General features: G+C 67.9%; 14 protein-coding genes. 3 read left to right on the top strand and 11 right to left on the bottom strand.

Going from position 1 to position 17,064, the window contains the following annotated elements; genetic code table 11:
• Positions 1-133 precede the first annotated feature (133 nt).
• From D571_RS0112120 to D571_RS0112165, 10 genes are all read right to left on the bottom strand, one after another.
• The gene (locus D571_RS0112120) at positions 134-2,050 is read right to left on the bottom strand and encodes an ATP-binding cassette domain-containing protein (protein WP_018936959.1); all 1,917 of its coding nucleotides are present in this window, start codon (positions 2,048-2,050) and stop codon (positions 134-136) included.
• Positions 2,051-2,052: 2 nt separating this feature from the next.
• Entirely contained in the window at positions 2,053-3,387 is a 1,335-nt protein-coding gene (locus D571_RS0112125) for an MFS transporter (protein ID WP_018936960.1), read from the bottom strand.
• Positions 3,388-3,548: 161 nt separating this feature from the next.
• A complete protein-coding gene (locus D571_RS0112130; protein WP_018936961.1) occupies positions 3,549-4,619 on the bottom strand; it encodes a homoserine O-succinyltransferase in 1,071 nt (356 codons plus the stop codon).
• Positions 4,619-5,470, bottom strand: a complete 852-nt coding sequence (locus D571_RS0112135) for a hypothetical protein (RefSeq protein ID WP_018936962.1) — start codon at positions 5,468-5,470, stop codon at positions 4,619-4,621. The genes D571_RS0112130 and D571_RS0112135 overlap by 1 nt, the downstream gene beginning before the upstream one ends.
• Positions 5,471-5,485: 15 nt before the next feature.
• Entirely contained in the window at positions 5,486-5,632 is a 147-nt protein-coding gene (locus D571_RS14485) for a hypothetical protein (RefSeq protein ID WP_018936963.1), read from the bottom strand.
• Between the two features lies 1 nt (position 5,633).
• Positions 5,634-6,224 carry an isochorismatase family protein gene (locus tag D571_RS0112145; RefSeq protein WP_018936964.1) on the bottom strand — a complete coding sequence of 197 codons (591 nt, stop codon included), beginning with the start codon at positions 6,222-6,224 and terminating at the stop codon, positions 5,634-5,636.
• A 2-nt stretch (positions 6,225-6,226) separates the two neighbouring features.
• Positions 6,227-7,618, bottom strand: a complete 1,392-nt coding sequence (locus D571_RS0112150; protein ID WP_018936965.1) for a TolC family outer membrane protein — start codon at positions 7,616-7,618, stop codon at positions 6,227-6,229.
• Between the two features lie 90 nt (positions 7,619-7,708).
• Complete coding sequence (locus D571_RS0112155; protein ID WP_018936966.1) at positions 7,709-8,365, bottom strand: protein-L-isoaspartate O-methyltransferase; 657 nt, start codon at positions 8,363-8,365, stop codon at positions 7,709-7,711.
• 73 nt (positions 8,366-8,438) lie between these two features.
• Positions 8,439-9,662 carry a multifunctional CCA addition/repair protein gene (locus D571_RS0112160; protein WP_018936967.1) on the bottom strand — a complete coding sequence of 408 codons (1,224 nt, stop codon included), beginning with the start codon at positions 9,660-9,662 and terminating at the stop codon, positions 8,439-8,441.
• A 16-nt stretch (positions 9,663-9,678) separates the two neighbouring features.
• Entirely contained in the window at positions 9,679-10,632 is a 954-nt protein-coding gene (locus D571_RS0112165; RefSeq protein ID WP_018936968.1) for a complex I NDUFA9 subunit family protein, read from the bottom strand.
• 131 nt (positions 10,633-10,763) lie between these two features.
• On the opposite strand from D571_RS0112165, the gene D571_RS0112170 reads away from it, so the two are divergent.
• On the top strand, positions 10,764-12,131 hold the full coding sequence (locus D571_RS0112170; RefSeq protein ID WP_018936969.1) for an NAD-dependent succinate-semialdehyde dehydrogenase: 1,368 nt from the start codon (positions 10,764-10,766) through the stop codon (positions 12,129-12,131).
• Between the two features lie 22 nt (positions 12,132-12,153).
• Here the strand turns inward: D571_RS0112170 and moaA are convergent, their stop codons facing one another.
• Positions 12,154-13,143 (bottom strand): GTP 3',8-cyclase MoaA, encoded by a 990-nt coding sequence (gene moaA, locus D571_RS0112175; RefSeq protein WP_018936970.1) that lies wholly within the window; start codon positions 13,141-13,143, stop codon positions 12,154-12,156.
• A 221-nt stretch (positions 13,144-13,364) separates the two neighbouring features.
• Here moaA and D571_RS0112180 point away from each other — a divergent pair, with 221 nt between their 5' ends.
• Positions 13,365-16,274, top strand: a complete 2,910-nt coding sequence (locus D571_RS0112180) for a molybdopterin oxidoreductase family protein (protein ID WP_018936971.1) — start codon at positions 13,365-13,367, stop codon at positions 16,272-16,274.
• A gap of 72 nt (positions 16,275-16,346) precedes the next feature.
• Positions 16,347-17,042 (top strand): 4Fe-4S dicluster domain-containing protein, encoded by a 696-nt coding sequence (locus tag D571_RS0112185; RefSeq protein WP_026287828.1) that lies wholly within the window; start codon positions 16,347-16,349, stop codon positions 17,040-17,042.
• The last annotated feature ends 22 nt before the right edge of the window (positions 17,043-17,064 follow it).

Here is a 17,064-nt window from a genome sequence, read left to right on the forward strand (position 1 = left end):
AGGTGACCCGCGGGTCAAGTCCAGGTCGTTACACCTGCTGTTACGGCACGCAGGCCCCGGAGTTGAGTGCCGGGCGGAGCGGCACCGGAACCGGCCCGCTGTGCGACCTCCTCAGGAGACGCGGCTTGCCCACTCAGGATTCCAGTTCTTCCCAGCGCTGGTAGGCTTCTTCGAGTTCCTGTTCCACCTCGGTCAGACGCTGCTGCAGTTCGCGTACGCGCTCGCCGTCGCGCTGGGTTTCGGGGTCGCAGAGGGCCTGATTGATCGTGTCCTGCTCCGTCTCCAGCGCCTCGATGCGGCCCGGCAGGGCCTCCAGTTCGCGCGCATCCTTGTACGAGAGCTTGCGCGGACGTTCCGTGTGGCCCGAGGTCGGCGACGGTGTGGAGGGCTCGGGCGCCGGGGCCACGGGGCGCGCGGCGGCCCCGGTATCCGGCGCCGGGTCACCCTCGATCAGGCGCCGGGTCACGCGCTCGGGCAGATCCGACCAGCCGCCGACGAACTCCTCGATGCTGCCATCGCCGGGGACCACCAGGGTGCTGGTGGCCACGTTGTCGAGAAACGCGCGGTCGTGGGTGACCACGATGGCGCTGCCCTTGTATTCAATCAGCAGCGACTCCAGCAGCTCCAGGGTCTCCACGTCGAGGTCGTTGGTGGGTTCGTCGAGCACCAGCAGGTTGGCCGGACGCAGGAACAGTTTCGCCAGCAACAGGCGGTTGCGTTCGCCGCCGGACAGCGCGGATACCGGCTGGCGGGCGCGCGCCGGCGGGAACAGGAAATCGCCCAGATAGCTCAGCACGTGCCGCGTCTCGCCGTTGACCGTTACCTGCTCGCGGCCCTCACCCACGGCATCCTGCACCGTGGTCTGTTCGTCCAGGTGGGCGCGGGTCTGGTCGAAATAGGCGATGGTCAGCTGGGTGCCCAGCTTGACGCTGCCGGCCAGCGGCGGCAGATCGCCCAGCAGGCCGCGCAGCAGGGTGGTCTTGCCGGCGCCGTTGGGGCCGATCACGCCCAGGGTGTCGCCGCGCTGCAGCAGCAGGTTCACGTCGCGCAGCACCGGCTTGCCGGCGTGGCCGAAACTGGCGTTTTCGGCCTCGATCACCCGCTTGCCGGAGCGCTGTTCCGGGCTCAGCTGCATGCGCACCTGCCCCGCGCGTTCGCGGCGTTCGGCGCGTTTCTCGCGCAGCTTCTGCAATGCGCGCACGCGGCCCTCGTTGCGCGTGCGCCGGGCCTTGATGCCCTGGCGGATCCAGGCCTCCTCCTGCGCCAGCTTGCGGTCAAATTCCGCCTGCTGGCGGGCTTCGACCTCCAGCCGCTCGGCCTGACGCTCGCGGAACGCGGCGATGGACGGCGGGTGTTCGTGCAGCTGGCCACGGTCCAGTTCGAGGATGCGGGTGGCCACGTTCTCCATGAACTGGCGGTCGTGGCTGATGAACACCACGGTCATGCGGCTGCCGGTCAGAAAGGCCTCGAGCCAGCGGATCGCGGCCACGTCGAGGTGGTTGGTGGGCTCGTCCAGCAGCAGGATGTCGGGATCGCGCACCAGTTCGCGGGCCAGCCACACCCGGCGTCGCAGGCCGCCGGACAGCGCGGCGAATTCCGCCTCGGGGTCCAGCTCCAGCCGCGACAGGGTGGTTTCCACCCGGTTCTGCAGACTCCAGCCATCGATCGCGTCCAGCTGCGCCTGCACCGGCCCCATCTTTTCCAGCGCCTCGGGGTCGCCACCGGCCGCCGCCTGGCTCAGGTGGTGGAAGCGTTCCAGCAGCCGCCCGGACTCGCCCAGGCCTTCGGCGACCACGTCGAACACGCTGCCCTCGATGCCCGGCGGCAGCTCCTGGGTCAGCCATGCGACGGTCAGCCCGTCGCGGCGGGTGATGTCGCCGGCATCCGGCTCCACCTCGCCGGCGAGGATGCGCAGCAGGGTCGACTTGCCCTCGCCGTTGCGTCCGGCGATCGCCACCCGCTCGCCGGGCTCCAGGCTCAGGCCGGCGCCGTCCAGCAGCGAGGCCATGCCATAGGCCAGGTGGATGTCGCGCAGGGTGATCAGGGCCATGTTCAGACCTCCTTCATGCGCCAGGCGCTCACGGCCCCGGCCAGACTCATCAGCGCCAGCACGAAGATGGCGAATTCGGTGCCGACGATCTGGGCCACCAGGCCGAACAGGCCCCCGACCAGCAGCAGCACGCCGATCACCGTGTTGCTGACCGCGGTGAAGGCCGCGCGGGTCTCCTGTGTGGCCATGTCCACCAGGTAGGTCTTGCGCCCGAGACGCACGCCGGCGTGGCTGATGCCCAGCAGGAAGAACAGCACCGCATGCACCCAGCCCATGTCCAGCAGGCCGGAGGCGGCCGGGGCGAACCAGCTGCCCAGGGCGACCACGAAGCCCAGCAGCGTGGCCAGCCCGCCGGACAGCACCAGCACCCCGCGCGAGGAACGGTCGGACATCCGCCCCCACACCGGCGCGCTGAGCGCGGACGCGAGCCCGCTGGCGAGGATCAGCAGGCCCAGGGTCGCCAGCGCCCCCTCGGTCGCATCCTCGGCCAGCAGCACGTAGAACGGCAGCGCCAGCGCGGTGCTCATCAGCAGTGCGCGGGTCAGCACGAAGTGGCCGAAGGCGCGGTCGGTCCACAAAAGGCGCAGCGAGCGCAGGGCCTCGCCGAATCCGTTGACGCCCCCTTCGGTCGCACCCGGGTCCTCGTGCAGGCGGGCGAATACCGCCGCCGCGATCCACCACGCGCCGGCCGAGGCCGCCAGCAGGGCCACGAACAGGCCGACACCGGCATCGTCCAGGCTCGCCAGCGTCAGGTACCCGCCCAGGGCGAGGGTAAAGAAGCCGGCGGCCGAGGCCGCGTAGCCCATCACCGTGCCGCGGCAGTGTTTGGCAATGGTCTTGCCGAGCACGTCCTTGGAAGCCACCGAGTTGATACCGCGCGACAGGGCGAACACGATCAGCAGGCCGATGATGGCCCAGCCCGCGGCGGCCCCCTCCAGGGTCAGGGCGGCGATCGCCATGCCCGCGACCGCGAACCCGGACAGCGCGCTGCCCAGCACCCAGAACCCCTTGCGGATGGCGTGGCGGCGGATCGAGGCGGCCACGAACAGCTGTGGCAGCAGCGAGCCCGATTCCCGGATGGGCACCAGGAAACCGGTGAACGCGGCCGGGGCCCCCAGGGTGCCCAGCAGCCAGGCCAGGACCAGGCGCGCGGAGGCCAGCTCGTCGCCGATCTTGGACAGGGTATTGGCGACCAGGTGGACGAGGAAGTTGCGCGGCTGCGCGTTGCAGGCCCCCTCGGGGATGTCCTTGCAGGCACGGGCGTCCTCGTCACCGGCGATGGTCTCGTACAGGCTGACGAGGGGGCGCCGGCGTTTGTCGCGATCGGTCTCGGTCATGCAGTTCTTCCGTTGTGTCGCCCGTCATCGCGAGGCGCCGAAGGCGGTCTGGCAATCTTTCTTCCGCGGGCACCCGACCTAGACGCCTCGCCGGTGTCCGGAGGTGGCCACGGCACCTTCGGCGCCTCGCGATGACCGGGGACCGGGCCCGGTGTGAAGTTCTACCGCCGCCCGGCCAGCGGGTCGTCGGGGTCGACGCTGTCGCGGAAGGGCTTGCGACGGTCGAGGTTGGTCAGCTGGTACACGTTGCCCAGCCAGTTGTTGATGACCGCCAGCGCGGTGTCGTGCCAGGTGTTGTCCAGGCGGTCCAGCAGCAGCGCTTCGGGCAGCGGCGGGATTTCGGTGCAGTGCTCCAGCGCCGCCTCCACGTGCTCGCGATGTTCATCGAGGATCGCCGCGGCCTGCGGCATCAGGTAGTTCTCCGGCAGCGGCGGATAGGCCTTGCGGTCGCCCTCGATGTAGCGCACCACTTCGCGCTTGTATTCCTTGAGCAGGCTGATCGAGTCGTACTCCGGATGGCCCTGGAAGAAGACCATGCGGAAACCGTCCGGCGAGGCCCCCAGGTGGATGCCGGCCTCCTCGCTCTCCACCAGGACGCGCAGCCCGTGGCGTTCGAACTGCTCGCGGGTGACCTTGTTGTAGCGCGAGTGCGGCACGTCGAAACGGGTGTTCACTCCGGTAACCAGCGGGTGCCCGCGGTCCACCACCCGGTGCGGGAACACGCCCCACAGCTTCTCGCCCATGTGCTGGCGGTGTTCGTCGTAATGCGACTGCAGCACCGCATGGGTCGCGAGGCAGGAGCACAGCGTGGAGGTCACGTTCTCCCAGGCCCAGTCCACCACCTCGGCCAGCGGCTCCCAGAACGGTTCCAGGGCCAGGTCCGGCTGGGTCACGTTGGCCCCGGTGATGATCAGTGCGTCCAGGCCCTCTTCCTTGAGCTTGTCGAAGTCCTCGTAGTAGTTCTCGACGTGCTCGCGCCCCTTCCGGCCGCGCTTGAGCTGCGGCAGCGTGAACGGGTGGATGTAGAACTGCGCGATCTGGTTGCTCTCGCCGATCAGGCGGAAGAACTGGCGTTCGGTGGCCGCCAGCGCGGCATCCGGCATCATGTTCAACAGCCCGATGTGCAGCGCGCGGATCTCCTGCTGACGGGCGAAGTCGTTCGGCAGGACCGACTCGCCCTCGCTGCGCAGGCGTTCGAAGGTAGGGAGATCGGAGTGTGCAACCAGGGGCATTACAGTCGCCTCTCGCGTTCCAGGGCCATGCAGACCAGCTCGTCGAAGTCGGCGGCGTTCCGCACCCGGGCCACCTCGGTGGTGCTGACGGTGTACCCCCAGGTCTCGGCGATCTGCTCGTAGCGCGGCAGGCGCGCGCGGAACAGGCGCGAGAACACCCAGCGCACAAAGGCGTCAGGGTCGATCTGGGCGACGTAGTCCAGACCTTCGATGCGCATGTATTCGGCCAGCTGCTGGTCGAGGAAGGCCTCGCGGTAATACAGCGGCTTGGGGTTCGCCTCGGCGCGTTCGATCAGTTCGCGCTCGTCCTCGTCGGTGGCCTGGATATACAGGATGATCGTGTGTTCGGCCAGAGTCTCCAGTACGCCCGGGGTGTCCAGCTCGCACACCGACCCCCCCGCGTCGTTGACGAAATGCGGGTAGCCGAACAGGGTGCGCGCCTTCTGGATGAAGTCCGGGACATCCAGCATCGCCTGCACCTCGGCCTCGTGGTGGAGGGCCTGACGGCGCTTGAACTCGGTCAGTGGCAGCCCGCCCTGTTCCGGATTCCCCAGCTTGCCCAGGAAGCTGGAGACCGGGTGCAGGTTGTTGAATGTGATGTTATTGATGATCTGGATGGAATCCGAACGCAGAAGCTCGCGCAGGAACGGCACCTGCATCGCCTGGGACTTGATGTTGTCCAGGATCGGCTCGTTCAGGTAGCGCGTACCGATGCGGTAGTCGCCGGAGTAATGGAACCATTCCTCGTGGCGCAGTATGTTGGCCAGCCGCGTCTTGCCGACACCGGACATCCCCAGCAGGGTGATGCGGCGGCCGTCCAGTTCGCGGTACTCGTCCGGGGTCAGGCGCATGCGATCGGGGTCCCTCTAGCGACGCAGGATGAAGAGCACACCGGCAGCCAGCGCCAGGGCGCTCATGACGTAGTGATCGTACTGGAACTGCAGCCCGAGCAGGCCGCGCAGGCCGTACAGTACGAGCCAGATCCCCAGCAGGATGTTGCCGACAACGCGCATCTCAGACCTCGCGCAGCAGCTGGCTGACCGACTTGAACTCCGCGGCGCGGGCATCGCCCAGCCATTCGAACAGCACCGATTCGTGATTGGTGATGACCGCCCCGGCCGCGCGCAGGCGCTCCAGACCGTTGACCCGCAGCTCGGGGTTGCGCGAGCAGACCGCGTCGGCGACTACGAACACCGTCACCCCCGCATCCAGCAGATCCAGGGCGGTCTGGGTGACGCACACATGGGTCTCGGCGCCGCCGATGACCACGCTCGGGTGCTCGCTCAGGCGCGTCTGCAGGGTTGCCTCGCCGCAGCAGGAAAAGGCGGTCTTGTCGGTGACGGTTGCGACGCTGCCCGCTTCGGCCAGTGCGGAGCGCAGTGGCTCCACGGTATCGCCCAGTCCTCGTGGATACTGGCGCGAGACCTCCACCGCAATGCCCAGCTGGCGGGCCGCCTCGACCATGCGCGCGGTGTTGCGCACCGTGCGCTCGCGGTCAGCCTCCGGCATCGCGGCCATCAGCCGCTCCTGCAGGTCGACCAGCAACAGGGTGTCGCGGTCACGTGCGCAACGCGCGCGACCATGGTCCCGGGCCTCCCCGGTCATGATCAGTCCAGCAGCTGGTCGATGTTCTCGAGGTCTTCCACGGCCAGCTGCCCTGCCGCCCGTTCCAGGCGCAGGGTATTGGTCAGGAAGTCGTAGCGCGCCTGGGCGAAGTCACGCTCGGCACCGAACACCTCGCGCAGGGCCAGCAGCACGTCCACCTGGGTACGGGTGCCAACCTCGAAGCCGGCCTCGGCCGCCTCGAATGCCGCCTGGGTGGACTCCAGCGCACGGTTGAGCGCGCGCACGCGCGAGTCGGCCGCGACGGTGCTGAGGTAGGCATTGCGGGTGTCCTGAGTGGTAAAGCGCTCGACCTGCGTCTGGCCCTGCTGGGCCGCCTGGAAGTCCTCGCGCGCCTGGCGGGTCATCGCTGTGACCCGGCCGCCGGTGTACAGCGGGATCTCCAGGCGGATCCCGATCTGCGCCTCGGTGCCGTCCTCGAACTGGTTGCCGCCGGCGCCGGCCAGGCCTTCCAGCGCCTGCCGGGCCGCCGGGTCCTGCACCTGGCTGAAATCCGCCTCATCGCCGGGGTCGTCGATCCCGTAGTAGCGGTTCTCCGAGACCGAGGCGCTGAGGCCCACGCGCGGCTGTCCCTCGGCCCGCTGGCGCTGGATCTGTTCGCGCGCGGTCTCGGTGGCCAGCCGCTGGGCCGCCAGCTCGAGATTGTTCTCCATCGCCCGTTCCACCCAGGCGTCGGCGTCGCGCGGCTCGGGGATGCTCAGCTCGGCATCGTCGGCGAGGGTGTTCAGTTCGCCCCAGTACTGGTTGGTGATCACCGCCAGCTGTTCATTGGCGACGTCCAGCTCGTTCTCCGCCGCGATGCGCTCGGCCTCGGCCAGATCCCGCTGGGCCTGTGCTTCCTTCACGTCGGTGGAGGCGATCAGGCCGACGTCAAAGCGGCGCTCGGTCTGTTCCAGCTGGCGCTCGATCGCCGCCAGCTCGGCGATGCTGAACTCCAGCGATTCCTGCGCGACGAGCACGTTGAAGTAGGCCTCGGAGACCCGCAGCATCAGGTCCTGGCGGGCGCCGTCGAGTTCGGCCTCGGCCCGGGCGATCTCCAGGTCGGCCTGGCTCAGCTCGATGAAGTTGCGCCGGTCGAAGACGCTCTGCTCCAGACGCAGGGCGAAACTGCTCTGGCGCCCGTCGATGCTGTCGCGCCCGTCGGGGTTGTTGTAGAAGGCTCCGCCCTCGATCTCGCCGGTCAGCTGCGGGAGCAGGGCCGAGCGCGCCATCGGCCGGTTCTGCAGAACGCTGCGGTATTCCGCCTTGGCGATCTGCAGTTCGGCGTCTTCCTGGGCCGCGCGTTCGTAGACCTCCATCAGGCTTGCGCCCTGTGCAGGGGCGGCCGTGAACAGGACGAGACCGGCGGCGGCGAGCAGGGGGTGCAGTCGTTTCATGGCAATCCAATCCGGGCAGGCTAGGTTCTTGATACTAGCAAAGCCCGCCGCCTGTGGCGGGCGGGCGCAGGGCAGGCGGGTTCCGGCGCCCTAGAATGCGAAGGCCGGGCGCGGCTCGAAACCGGCCAGCGGCGGGACGCGCGTCTCGAACAGGTACTCGTGCCGGGTGTGGTCCTCGGTGGTGCGCGTCACCAGGCGCGCCTCCATGATCGGCGGTTTGCCGGTGACCACAAACAGGCGGCCGCCCAGCGCGAGGAATTCCTCGAGGAAGTCGTCGTACTCGGTCATCGCGCCGTTGACGGCGATGACGTCATAGCGTTCGCGCGGCGGGCGCCAGCCCGGGGCCACCGTGCCGGTGCGCGGGGCGGCATGGGTAAGACCCAGATCGTGCAGGCGGTTGCGCGCGGCCAGGCGCAGGTCGTCGTGGCGCTCCACGCTGTCGACATGCGCGGCGAGGCTCGCCAGACAGGCGGTGGCGTAGCCGGAGCCGGTGCCGATCTCCAGCACGGTGTCGGTCGGCTGCGGCGCGACGGCCTGCAGCATGCGCCCGATCACGCGCGGCGGCAGGGTCTCCTCGCCGTGGCCCAGGGGGATCTCGGTGTCGGCATAGGCCAGGGACTGGTAGGGCTCGGGCATGAAGCGCTCGCGCGGCAGCGTCTCCATCACCCCCAGCACGCGCATGTCCAGCACGTCCCAGGGACGTACCTGCTGTTCCACCATGTTCATCCGGGCCTTGGCGAAATCCATTGCGGGATCCTCTGTGCGGCAACGAACCGTGAAGAGTACGGCCGCCGCGCGTTGCAGGCAAGTGGGGCCCGGTTCAGTGTCCTTCCAGGGCTTCGGCGATTGCGCGGATGCGCTCGCGGCGCAGGGCCTCGCCCAGCTGCGGGCCCTGGTATCCGGCCTCGATCAGGGGTTGCGGGCTGACGGCCGCGGCCGCCTCGACCGCGCGGCGCAGGCCGTCGGCCTGGGGGTAGGGGCGGTCTTCCCAGCCGCTGCGGCCGCGGTAGTCGGCCTCCACCGCGAGCAGGAAGGGCTCCACGTTCTCCGGGCGGCGCAGGGCGTCCAGTCCCTCGATCAGTTTCATCACGGTCTTCGGGCGCAGGTCGAAAAGCCGGTGGGCCAGTCCGTGGTAGCGGGCCACGCGAATCCCGAGGTCGCGGTAGCGCCGGGGGATGCGCAGGCGTTCGGCGAGCGCCTTGATATGGGTGACCCCGCGTTCCTCGTGCCCGTGATGTGCGGGCAGGATGTCCGCCGGGGTGTCGCCCTTGCCGAGGTCATGGGTCAGCGCGGCGAAGCGTACCTCGGGCGCCTCGCTCAGGCGGGTGGCCTGCTCCAGCACCATCAGGGTATGCACGCCGGTGTCGATCTCGGGGTGGTATTTCGCCCGCTGCGGGACGCCGAACAGGCGTTCGAGTTCGGGCAGCAGCACCGCCAGGGCCCCGCATTCGCGCAGCACGTCGATGAACCGGCGCGGCGCCGGGCTGGCCAGGGCCTTCTCGAATTCCGCCCAGACTCGTTCCGGTACCAGGGCGTCCACCTCCCCCGAGTCGACCAGATCGCGCAGCAGGGCGCGGGTCTCGTCGGCGATCTCGAACCCCCAGGGGGCCAGCTGGGCGGCGAAGCGTGCCAGACGCAGCAGGCGTACCGGGTCTTCGGCGAAGGCCGGGGAGACGTGCCGCAGGATGCGGTTTTCCAGGTCATCGCGGCCGCCGAACGGGTCGATCAGCTCGCCGCCATCGTCCTCGGCCATGGCATTGATGGTGAGGTCGCGCCGTTCCAGGTCCTGTTCCAGCGGGACATCGGGGGCCGCGTTGAACTGGAAGCCGTGGTAGCCCCGCGCGGTCTTGCGCTCGGTGCGGGCGAGGGCATATTCCTCCTGCGTGCGCGGATGGAGAAACACCGGGAAGTCGCGGCCCACGGCGCGGTAGCCGGCCGCCTCCATGGCCTCGGGCGTGGCGCCGACGACCACGTAATCGCGCTCGCTGACCGGGCGCCCCAGGAGCCGGTCGCGGACCGCGCCGCCGACCAGATAGATGTGCATCCCCGAGGCGGGCGCCTCAGTCGCGCTTGTAGCTGGTACGCAGCTTCTGCATGCGGGCCTCGCGGCCGCCCTTGCCCAGATAGGTGGGGGCGATGCTCTCCAGCCGGGTGGGGCAGGGCAGGGTCTGCCCGGCGCACACGCTGTCGATCGACAGCGAGGCGAGGTTGTCCCGCGAGAGCGGCTTGCCCGGCACGTATTCCAGGATCCCGGCCTGCACCCGACTCGCCCAGTCCGGTAGGGCAATGACCGGACGCCGGCGACCGGAGACCCGGCCGACGTAGCGCACCAGCTCGCCCAGGCTGTATTCCTGCGGGCCGCAAAGCTCGAAGCCCTGACCGAAGGTCTCGGGGTTCTTCAGGGCATCGGCGAAGTGGTCGGCCACGTCGCCCACGAACACCGGGGCGAAGCGCGCTTCGGCACGCGCCAGCGGCATCACGGGAGAGAAGCGCAGCAGGCTGGCGAAGCGGTTGAGGAAGCTGTCTTCCGGGCCGAAGATCACCGACGGGCGGAACACCGTCACCGGGAAGGCCGTGGTCGCGAACACCGCCTGCTCCGCCTCGGCCTTGGTCCGCAGGTAATGGCTGGGCGGATCGGGCATGTCGGCCTTCAGCGCGCTCATCTGCAGGAAGCGGCGGACGCCCTGGCGCTCGGCGGCGGCCAGGGCCTTTTCCGTCAGCTCGACGTGGGCGCGGCGGAAGCCGGAACCGTCGTGGCCGCGCTCGTTGAGGATGCCGACCAGATTGATCACGGCGTCCTGGTCGCGCAGCACGCGGTCGAGGTCCTCGGGGTCGTGGACGTCGCCGGCGATCAGGTCCACCTCCGGATTGACCATAAGCTCGCGGTGACGGTGCGGGTGTCGCGTTACTACGCGCACGTTCAGCCCGCGGTCGATCAGGCGTGCGACGATGTGGTGTCCGACGAAGCCCGTTCCGCCGAGCAGGCAGACGTTGCGAATCGAGAGAGTCGACATGATTGCGAAGGCCCCTGGAGAGTATCTTGATAACGATAGCGGATGCGTGCGTCTTATACTCGGCTGCGGGCGCGTGATCAATCCAGCGGGGCTATGCTGGCCCGGCGAGTACTGACAGATGAGGCCCGAACATGAGTGACCTGACCGCCGTCAATCCCGCCACCGGCAAGGTACTGGCGAACTACCCGCGCATGGACACAGCCGGCGTCGAGGGTGCGCTGCAGGGGGCGGTGGAAGCCCGTGCCGCCTGGGCCCTGAAGCCGGTCCACGAGCGCGCGGTCCTGTTGCGCGAACTGGCCGGCGTGCTGCGCGGGCGCCGGGAGGAGCTGGCGGCGACCGCGACCCGCGAGATGGGCAAGCGGCGGGTCGAGGCCCGCGCCGAAGTGGAGAAATGCGCGGTGGCCTGCGAATACTACGCCGAGCATGGACCGGGCTTCCTGCTGGATGTGCCGGTGGCTACCGAGGCGGCCCGCTCGTATGTGGCCTGGCAGCCGCTGGGCACGGTGCTGCTGGTCATGCCGTGGAATTTTCCTTTCTGGCAGGCCTTCCGCCAGGCCATTCCGGCGACCCTGGCCGGCAACACCGTGCTGCTCAAGCACGCCTCCAATGTGCCGGGCTGTGCGCAGGCACTGGAGGAGGTGTTCCGCGCGGCGGGGTTCCCCGATGGGGTCTTCCGCAACCTGCCGGTGGGCTCCGATGCGGTCGAGGGGCTGATTGCCGATCCGCGGGTGCAGGGCGTGAGCCTGACAGGTTCGGAGCGCGCCGGGCGCGCGGTGGGTGCGGCCGCGGGCAAGGCCCTGAAGGCCTCGGTGCTGGAGCTGGGCGGTTCGGACGCCTTCATCGTGCTGCATGACGCGGACCTGGACACCGTGGTGCGCGAGGCCCTGCGCGGGCGGTTCCAGAACAACGGCGAGACCTGCATCGCGGCGAAGCGCTTCATCGTCGAAGATTCGGTCGCCGAGGCCTTTGCCGAACGCCTGAGCCAGGCGGTGGCTGCCCTGCAGGCGGGCGATCCGATGGAAGACGGGACGGATCTGGGCCCGCTGGCGCGCGGCGATCTGCGCGACGAACTGCACGACCAGGTGCAGCGCAGTGTCGCCGCGGGAGCGGTGTGTCGCACCGGCGGCCATCCGCTGGAGGGCGAAGGTTTCTTCTATGCCCCCACCGTGCTGGATCACGTGGAGCCGGGGATGGCGGCCTTCGACGAGGAGACCTTCGGGCCGGTGGCCGCGATCACGCGGGCCGCGGATGCCGCGGCGGCGGTGGAGCTGGCCAATCGTTCGCGCTTCGGTCTGGGCGGGTCGGTGTGGACCGCCGACAGCGCCCGTGGCGAGGCGCTGGCGCGCCAGCTGGAATGCGGCTGCGCGTTCGTCAACGCGGTGGTGAAGAGCGATCCGCGGCTGCCGTTCGGCGGGGTGAAGGATTCCGGCTACGGCCGCGAACTGGCGGATCTGGGGATCCGCGAGTTCGTGAACGCCAAGACGATCTGGGTGGCCTGACGCGGCCCCGGTCGCATCGGCCTCAGCCGCCGGTCATGGACATGAAGCGCATGATCTTTTCCGGACGCTCGTTGAACTCGTGGCGCTCGGGCTTGAGGGCGATCGCCTCGAGGATGGCCTCTTCCAGTTCGGCATCGCTGCAGCCGTCGCGCAGTCGCGGACGCAGCGCCAGGCTGTGCTCATTGCCCAGGCAGGTGTGGATGGTGCCGTCCACTGACAGCCGTACGCGGTTGCAGGTGTCACAGAAGTGCTGCGAGATCGGGGTGATGAAGCCGATGCGAATGTCGGTGCCCGCAACCTGCGCATAGCGCGCCGGCCCGCCGCCGGGCATCACCCCGGGGATCAGGTCGAAGCGCTGCTCCAGGTCGCGGCGCACCTCCTGCAGGTTCACGTAGTGGCCTTCGTTCGCCTCGCGCCCGGTGTCGCCCATCGGCATGGTCTCGATGAAGCGCAGCGTAAAGCCGTGCTCGATACAGAAGTCGACCATGTCGCCGACCTCGTTATCGTTGATGCCGCCCATCACCACCATGTTGATCTTGATCGGGTCGAATCCGGCGCGTTTCGCCGCCATCAATCCGTCGAGCACCTTCTCCAGCTTGCCGCCGGTGACGCGCTTGAAGACCTCCGGGCGCAGGGTGTCCAGGCTCACGTTGATGCGTTCCACCCCGCCCGCGGCCAGCGCGTCGGCATGCTTCGCGAGGCGCACCGCGTTGGTGGACAGCGAGAGGTCGTCGATCCCCGGCAGGGCGTTCAGGCGCGCGGCCAGCTCCGGGAGGCCGTGGCGTACCAGCGGCTCGCCGCCGGTCAGGCGCACCCGCCGGGTGCCGAGGCGGCCGAATGCCGCCATCACCCGCTCGACCTCGTCGAAGGTCAGCCAGTGCTCGGGCACCTCGAAGTCGCGAAAGCCTTCCGGCATGCAGTAGAAGCAGCGCAGGTCGCAGCGGTCGGTGACCGATACGCGCACGTATTCGATCTTCCGCCCAAAGGGGTCTGTCAGTCCGCGATCATTCATAGAAGCCCCCGGCCTCGGGCGAGGCGTTATGTTTGTTAGGGAATATCGTAGACCATGCCGTGGCCAGCGCCGAAAATGCACAGTCCCGGCGCAAGAATAAATAAATTCTTTTACTGATTACTCTCCTTTATTTGCGGATAAGTACTTCTCGTTGGCCAACGCGGTAGCCGGCGTCCACAATGATCCGTGGACAACTGAACCGACGTAACGAGGTCGCGCCCATGAGTGCCCTGCCCGAATTCGAGAATCACGGCAAGCAGGAGATCAAGTACAGCACCTGCTACATGTGTGCCTGCCGCTGTGGCATCAAGGTCACCGTGGAGGACAACAAGGTCCGCTACATCCAGGGGAACCGGCATCACCCGATCAACAAGGGCGTGCTCTGCGCCAAGGGCAATGCCGGGATCATGAAACAGCAGTCGCCGGCGCGCCTGCACCAGCCGATGCGCCGCAAGCCGGGCACCGAGCGCGGGGCCGGCGAGTTCGAACCGATCTCCTGGGATGAGGCCCTGGACACCCTGTCCGAGCGCCTGCAGAAGATCCGCGAGACCGATCCGCGCAAGCTGGCGTTCTTTACCGGGCGTGACCAGATGCAGGCCCTGACCGGCCTGTGGGCGACCCAGTTCGGCACCTACAACTGGGCGGCCCACGGTGGCTTCTGCTCGGTGAACATGGCCGCCGGCGGCCTGTACACCACCGGCTTCGCCTTCTGGGAATTCGGCGATCCCGACTGGGACCGCACGAAGTACCACGTGCTGTGGGGCGTGGCCGAGGACCATGCCTCCAACCCGATCAAGATCGGGCTGGAGAAGCTCAAGCGCAATGGCGGCAAGTTCGTCGCCATCAACCCGGTGCGTACCGGCTATCAGGCGATCGCCGACGAATGGGTGGGCCTCAAGCCCGGCACCGACGGTCTGTTCGCGCTGTCGATGCTGCACGTGCTGCTGAAGAACAGCCAGTTCGACTGGGACTTCCTGGTGCGCTACACCAACGCCACCCAGCTGGTGGTGCAGACCCCGGGGCAGCAGGGCGACGGCCTGATCCTGCGTGATGACAACGGCAACCCGCTGGTCTGGGAGCTGGAGAAGGAAGACTTCGTCGACGGCAGCCAGGTGGACATCAAGCCGGCCCTGTTCGGCGAGTACACCGCGCCCGACGGCCGCCCGGTCAAGACCGTGATGACCCTGCTGGCCGAGCGCTACCTGAGCGACGAGTACTCCCCGGAGAACACCGCCGAGATCACCGGCGTGCCGGCCGAGCAGACCGAGCGCCTGGCGCTGGAAATGGCCCACGTCGCGTTCAAGGAATCCATCGAGCTCGACATCGAGTGGACCGACTCCTGGGGTCGCAAGCACGACAAGGTCATCGGGCGCCCCGTGTCCATGCACGCGATGCGTGGCATCTCGGCGCACTCCAACGGCTTCCAGACCTGCCGCGCGATCCACTTCCTGCAGATCATGCTGGGCTCGGTGGACTGCCCCGGCGGTCACCTTTCCAAGCCGCCGTATCCCAAGCACGTCCCGCCGGGCATCAAGCCGGCGAAGGAATGCGCGCCGAACACCCCGCTGAAGAGCCCGCCGCTCGGGTTCCCGACCGCGCCGGAAGACCTGGTGATCGACGGCGACGGCAACCCGCTGCGCATCGACAAGGCCTTCTCCTGGGATGCGCCGATCTCCAACCATGGCCTGATGCACATGGTGGTGACGAATGCGGTCAACGGCGATCCCTACCCGATCGACACGCTGATCTTCTTCATGGCGAACATGTCGTGGAATTCCACGATGAACACCGCCGAAGTGATGGACATGCTGCGGGCCAAGGACGACAACGGCGAGTACAAGATCCCGTATCTCGTGGTCTCGGACGCGTTCAACTCCGAGATGGTCAGCTTTGCCGACCTGGTGTTGCCGGATACCACCTATCTGGAGCGTTACGACACCATCTCCATGCTCGACCGTCCGATCTCCGAACCCGCCGCGGCGGCGGATTCCATCCGCCATCCGATCCTGGAGCCGGATCGTGACGTGCGCCCGTGGCAGGAGGTGATGGTCGAGCTGGCCAGCCGTCTGAAGTTCCCGGCGTTCACCAGGGACGACGGCAGCCGCAAGTTCGAGGACTACAAGGACTTCATCATCAACTACGAGAAGGAGCCGGGCATCGGCTTCCTGTCGGGTTATCGCGGCAAGGATGGCCAGAGCCATCTGCGCGGCGAACCGAACCCGAAGCAGTGGGAGGCGTACATCGAGAACCAGGGGTTCTTCATGTATCACCTCGCGCCGAACCAGCAGTTCTACCGCTACGCCAACCAGGACTACCTCGAGCTGGCCAAGCATGCCGGCTGGGTGGGCAAGACCGACCCGATCACCATCGAGCTCTACTCCGAGACCCAGCAGCGCTTCAAGCTGGCCGGCCAGGGCCTGTATGACGGCCCGCAGCCGACCAAACAGGAGCACAAGGATCGTCTGACGCAGTTTTTCGATCCGCTGCCGATCTGGCACAAGCCGCTGGAGCAGACCCGCATCGACGAGGACGAGTACCCGTTCTACGCGATCAACCAGCGCCCGATGTTCATGTACCACTCCTGGGATTCGCAGAACGCCTGGCTGCGCCAGATCTGTGCCCAGAACTACCTGTACATGAACCGCCAGAAGGCCGAGTCCATGGGTATCGAGGATCTGTCCTGGGTGTGGCTCGAGTCGCACAACGGCAAGATCCGCGTGCAGGTCAAGCTGATCGAGGGCTGCGAACCCAATACCGTCTGGACCTGGAACGCCATTGGCAAGCAGAAGGGCGCCTGGGGGCTGAAGGACGACGCCAACGAGTCGCAGAAGGGCTTCCTGATGAATCACCTCATCAGCGAGCTGCTGCCGAAGAAGGGCGATCCGGTGGACAGCATCACCAACTCCGACCCGGTCACCGGCCAGGCCGCGTGGTACGACCTGAAGGTCAAGATCACCCCGGCCGGACCCGAGGAAGAGGGCTCCTGGCCGCAGTTCGACAAGGTCACGGCCACCCCGGGCATGTCCGAATCACCGGACCAGCTGCGCTATCACGCACACAAGCCCGTGCACCTGAACCGCGACATCCGCGACGTGCTGACCCGCGGCTCGCTGGACAAAGACAAGAACTGATCCGGCCGCCCCGTGGCGGCCGCGAGCCGCGACGGGGTCCGCCCGTACGAACGATTTGAAGGAGTACCAACCATGCGACTTGGACTCGTGATCGACATGGACACCTGCGTGGGCTGCCATGCCTGCGCGGTGGCCTGCAAGCAGTGGAACACCAGCGGCACCACTGGCCCGCTGACCGACTACCAGCCTTACGGGGAGGACCCCAGCGGGGTGTGGTTCAACCGCATCCGCCATTACGAGGTCGGGGACTACCCCAACAACAAGACCGTCAACATCCCGATGTCCTGCATGCACTGCGATCATGCCGACTGCGTGACCGTCTGCCCGACCGGCGCCTCCTACAAGCGCCCGGAAGACGGCATCGTGCTGGTCGACCAGGACAAGTGCATGGGTTGCAACTACTGCGCCTGGGCCTGCCCCTACGGTGCCCGCGAGCTGGACCGCGAGGACGGCGTGATGAAGAAGTGCACCCTGTGCGTGGACCGCATCTACGACGACGCACTGCCACCGGAGGAACGGCAGCCGGCCTGCGTGATCACCTGCCCGGCCCACGCCCGCTTCTTCGGTGACTTCGACGATGAAGAGTCCGAGGTCAGCCGTCTGGTGCGCGAGCGTGGCGGCGTGAAGCAGATGCCCGAGCTTGGCTACAAGCCGGTCAACACCTATCTTCCGCCGCGAGTCACCCGCCCCATCCCCACCGACGACGTGCGTGCCAATACGCTGGTCAGCTCGGTAAAGGACTGGGTCAACAAGATGGTGGCGCGCTAACGCGTCGCGTCCCGGGGAGAAA

The organism is Thioalkalivibrio sp. ALJ24, from assembly GCF_000377785.1.
Lineage (GTDB): Bacteria > Pseudomonadota > Gammaproteobacteria > Ectothiorhodospirales > Ectothiorhodospiraceae > Thioalkalivibrio.

Bases quoted from the DNA above. Each gene is read 5' to 3' on its own strand.
- moaA (WP_018936970.1), bottom strand. From the start codon at position 13,143: ATGAATGATCGCGGACTGACAGACCCCTTTGGGCGGAAGATCGAATAC.
- D571_RS0112120 (WP_018936959.1), bottom strand. From the start codon at position 2,050: ATGGCCCTGATCACCCTGCGCGACATCCACCTGGCCTATGGCATGGCC.
- D571_RS0112135 (WP_018936962.1), bottom strand. From the start codon at position 5,470: ATGCGCCTGACCCCGGACGAGTACCGCGAACTGGACGGCCGCCGCATC.
- D571_RS0112160 (WP_018936967.1), bottom strand. From the start codon at position 9,662: ATGCACATCTATCTGGTCGGCGGCGCGGTCCGCGACCGGCTCCTGGGG.
- D571_RS0112185 (WP_026287828.1), top strand. From the start codon at position 16,347: ATGCGACTTGGACTCGTGATCGACATGGACACCTGCGTGGGCTGCCAT.
- D571_RS0112170 (WP_018936969.1), top strand. From the start codon at position 10,764: ATGAGTGACCTGACCGCCGTCAATCCCGCCACCGGCAAGGTACTGGCG.
- D571_RS0112180 (WP_018936971.1), top strand. From the start codon at position 13,365: ATGAGTGCCCTGCCCGAATTCGAGAATCACGGCAAGCAGGAGATCAAG.
- D571_RS0112145 (WP_018936964.1), bottom strand. From the start codon at position 6,224: ATGACCGGGGAGGCCCGGGACCATGGTCGCGCGCGTTGCGCACGTGAC.
- D571_RS0112150 (WP_018936965.1), bottom strand. From the start codon at position 7,618: ATGAAACGACTGCACCCCCTGCTCGCCGCCGCCGGTCTCGTCCTGTTC.
- D571_RS0112130 (WP_018936961.1), bottom strand. From the start codon at position 4,619: ATGCCCCTGGTTGCACACTCCGATCTCCCTACCTTCGAACGCCTGCGC.
- D571_RS0112125 (WP_018936960.1), bottom strand. From the start codon at position 3,387: ATGACCGAGACCGATCGCGACAAACGCCGGCGCCCCCTCGTCAGCCTG.
- D571_RS14485 (WP_018936963.1), bottom strand. From the start codon at position 5,632: ATGCGCGTTGTCGGCAACATCCTGCTGGGGATCTGGCTCGTACTGTAC.
- D571_RS0112165 (WP_018936968.1), bottom strand. From the start codon at position 10,632: ATGTCGACTCTCTCGATTCGCAACGTCTGCCTGCTCGGCGGAACGGGC.
- D571_RS0112155 (WP_018936966.1), bottom strand. From the start codon at position 8,365: ATGGATTTCGCCAAGGCCCGGATGAACATGGTGGAACAGCAGGTACGT.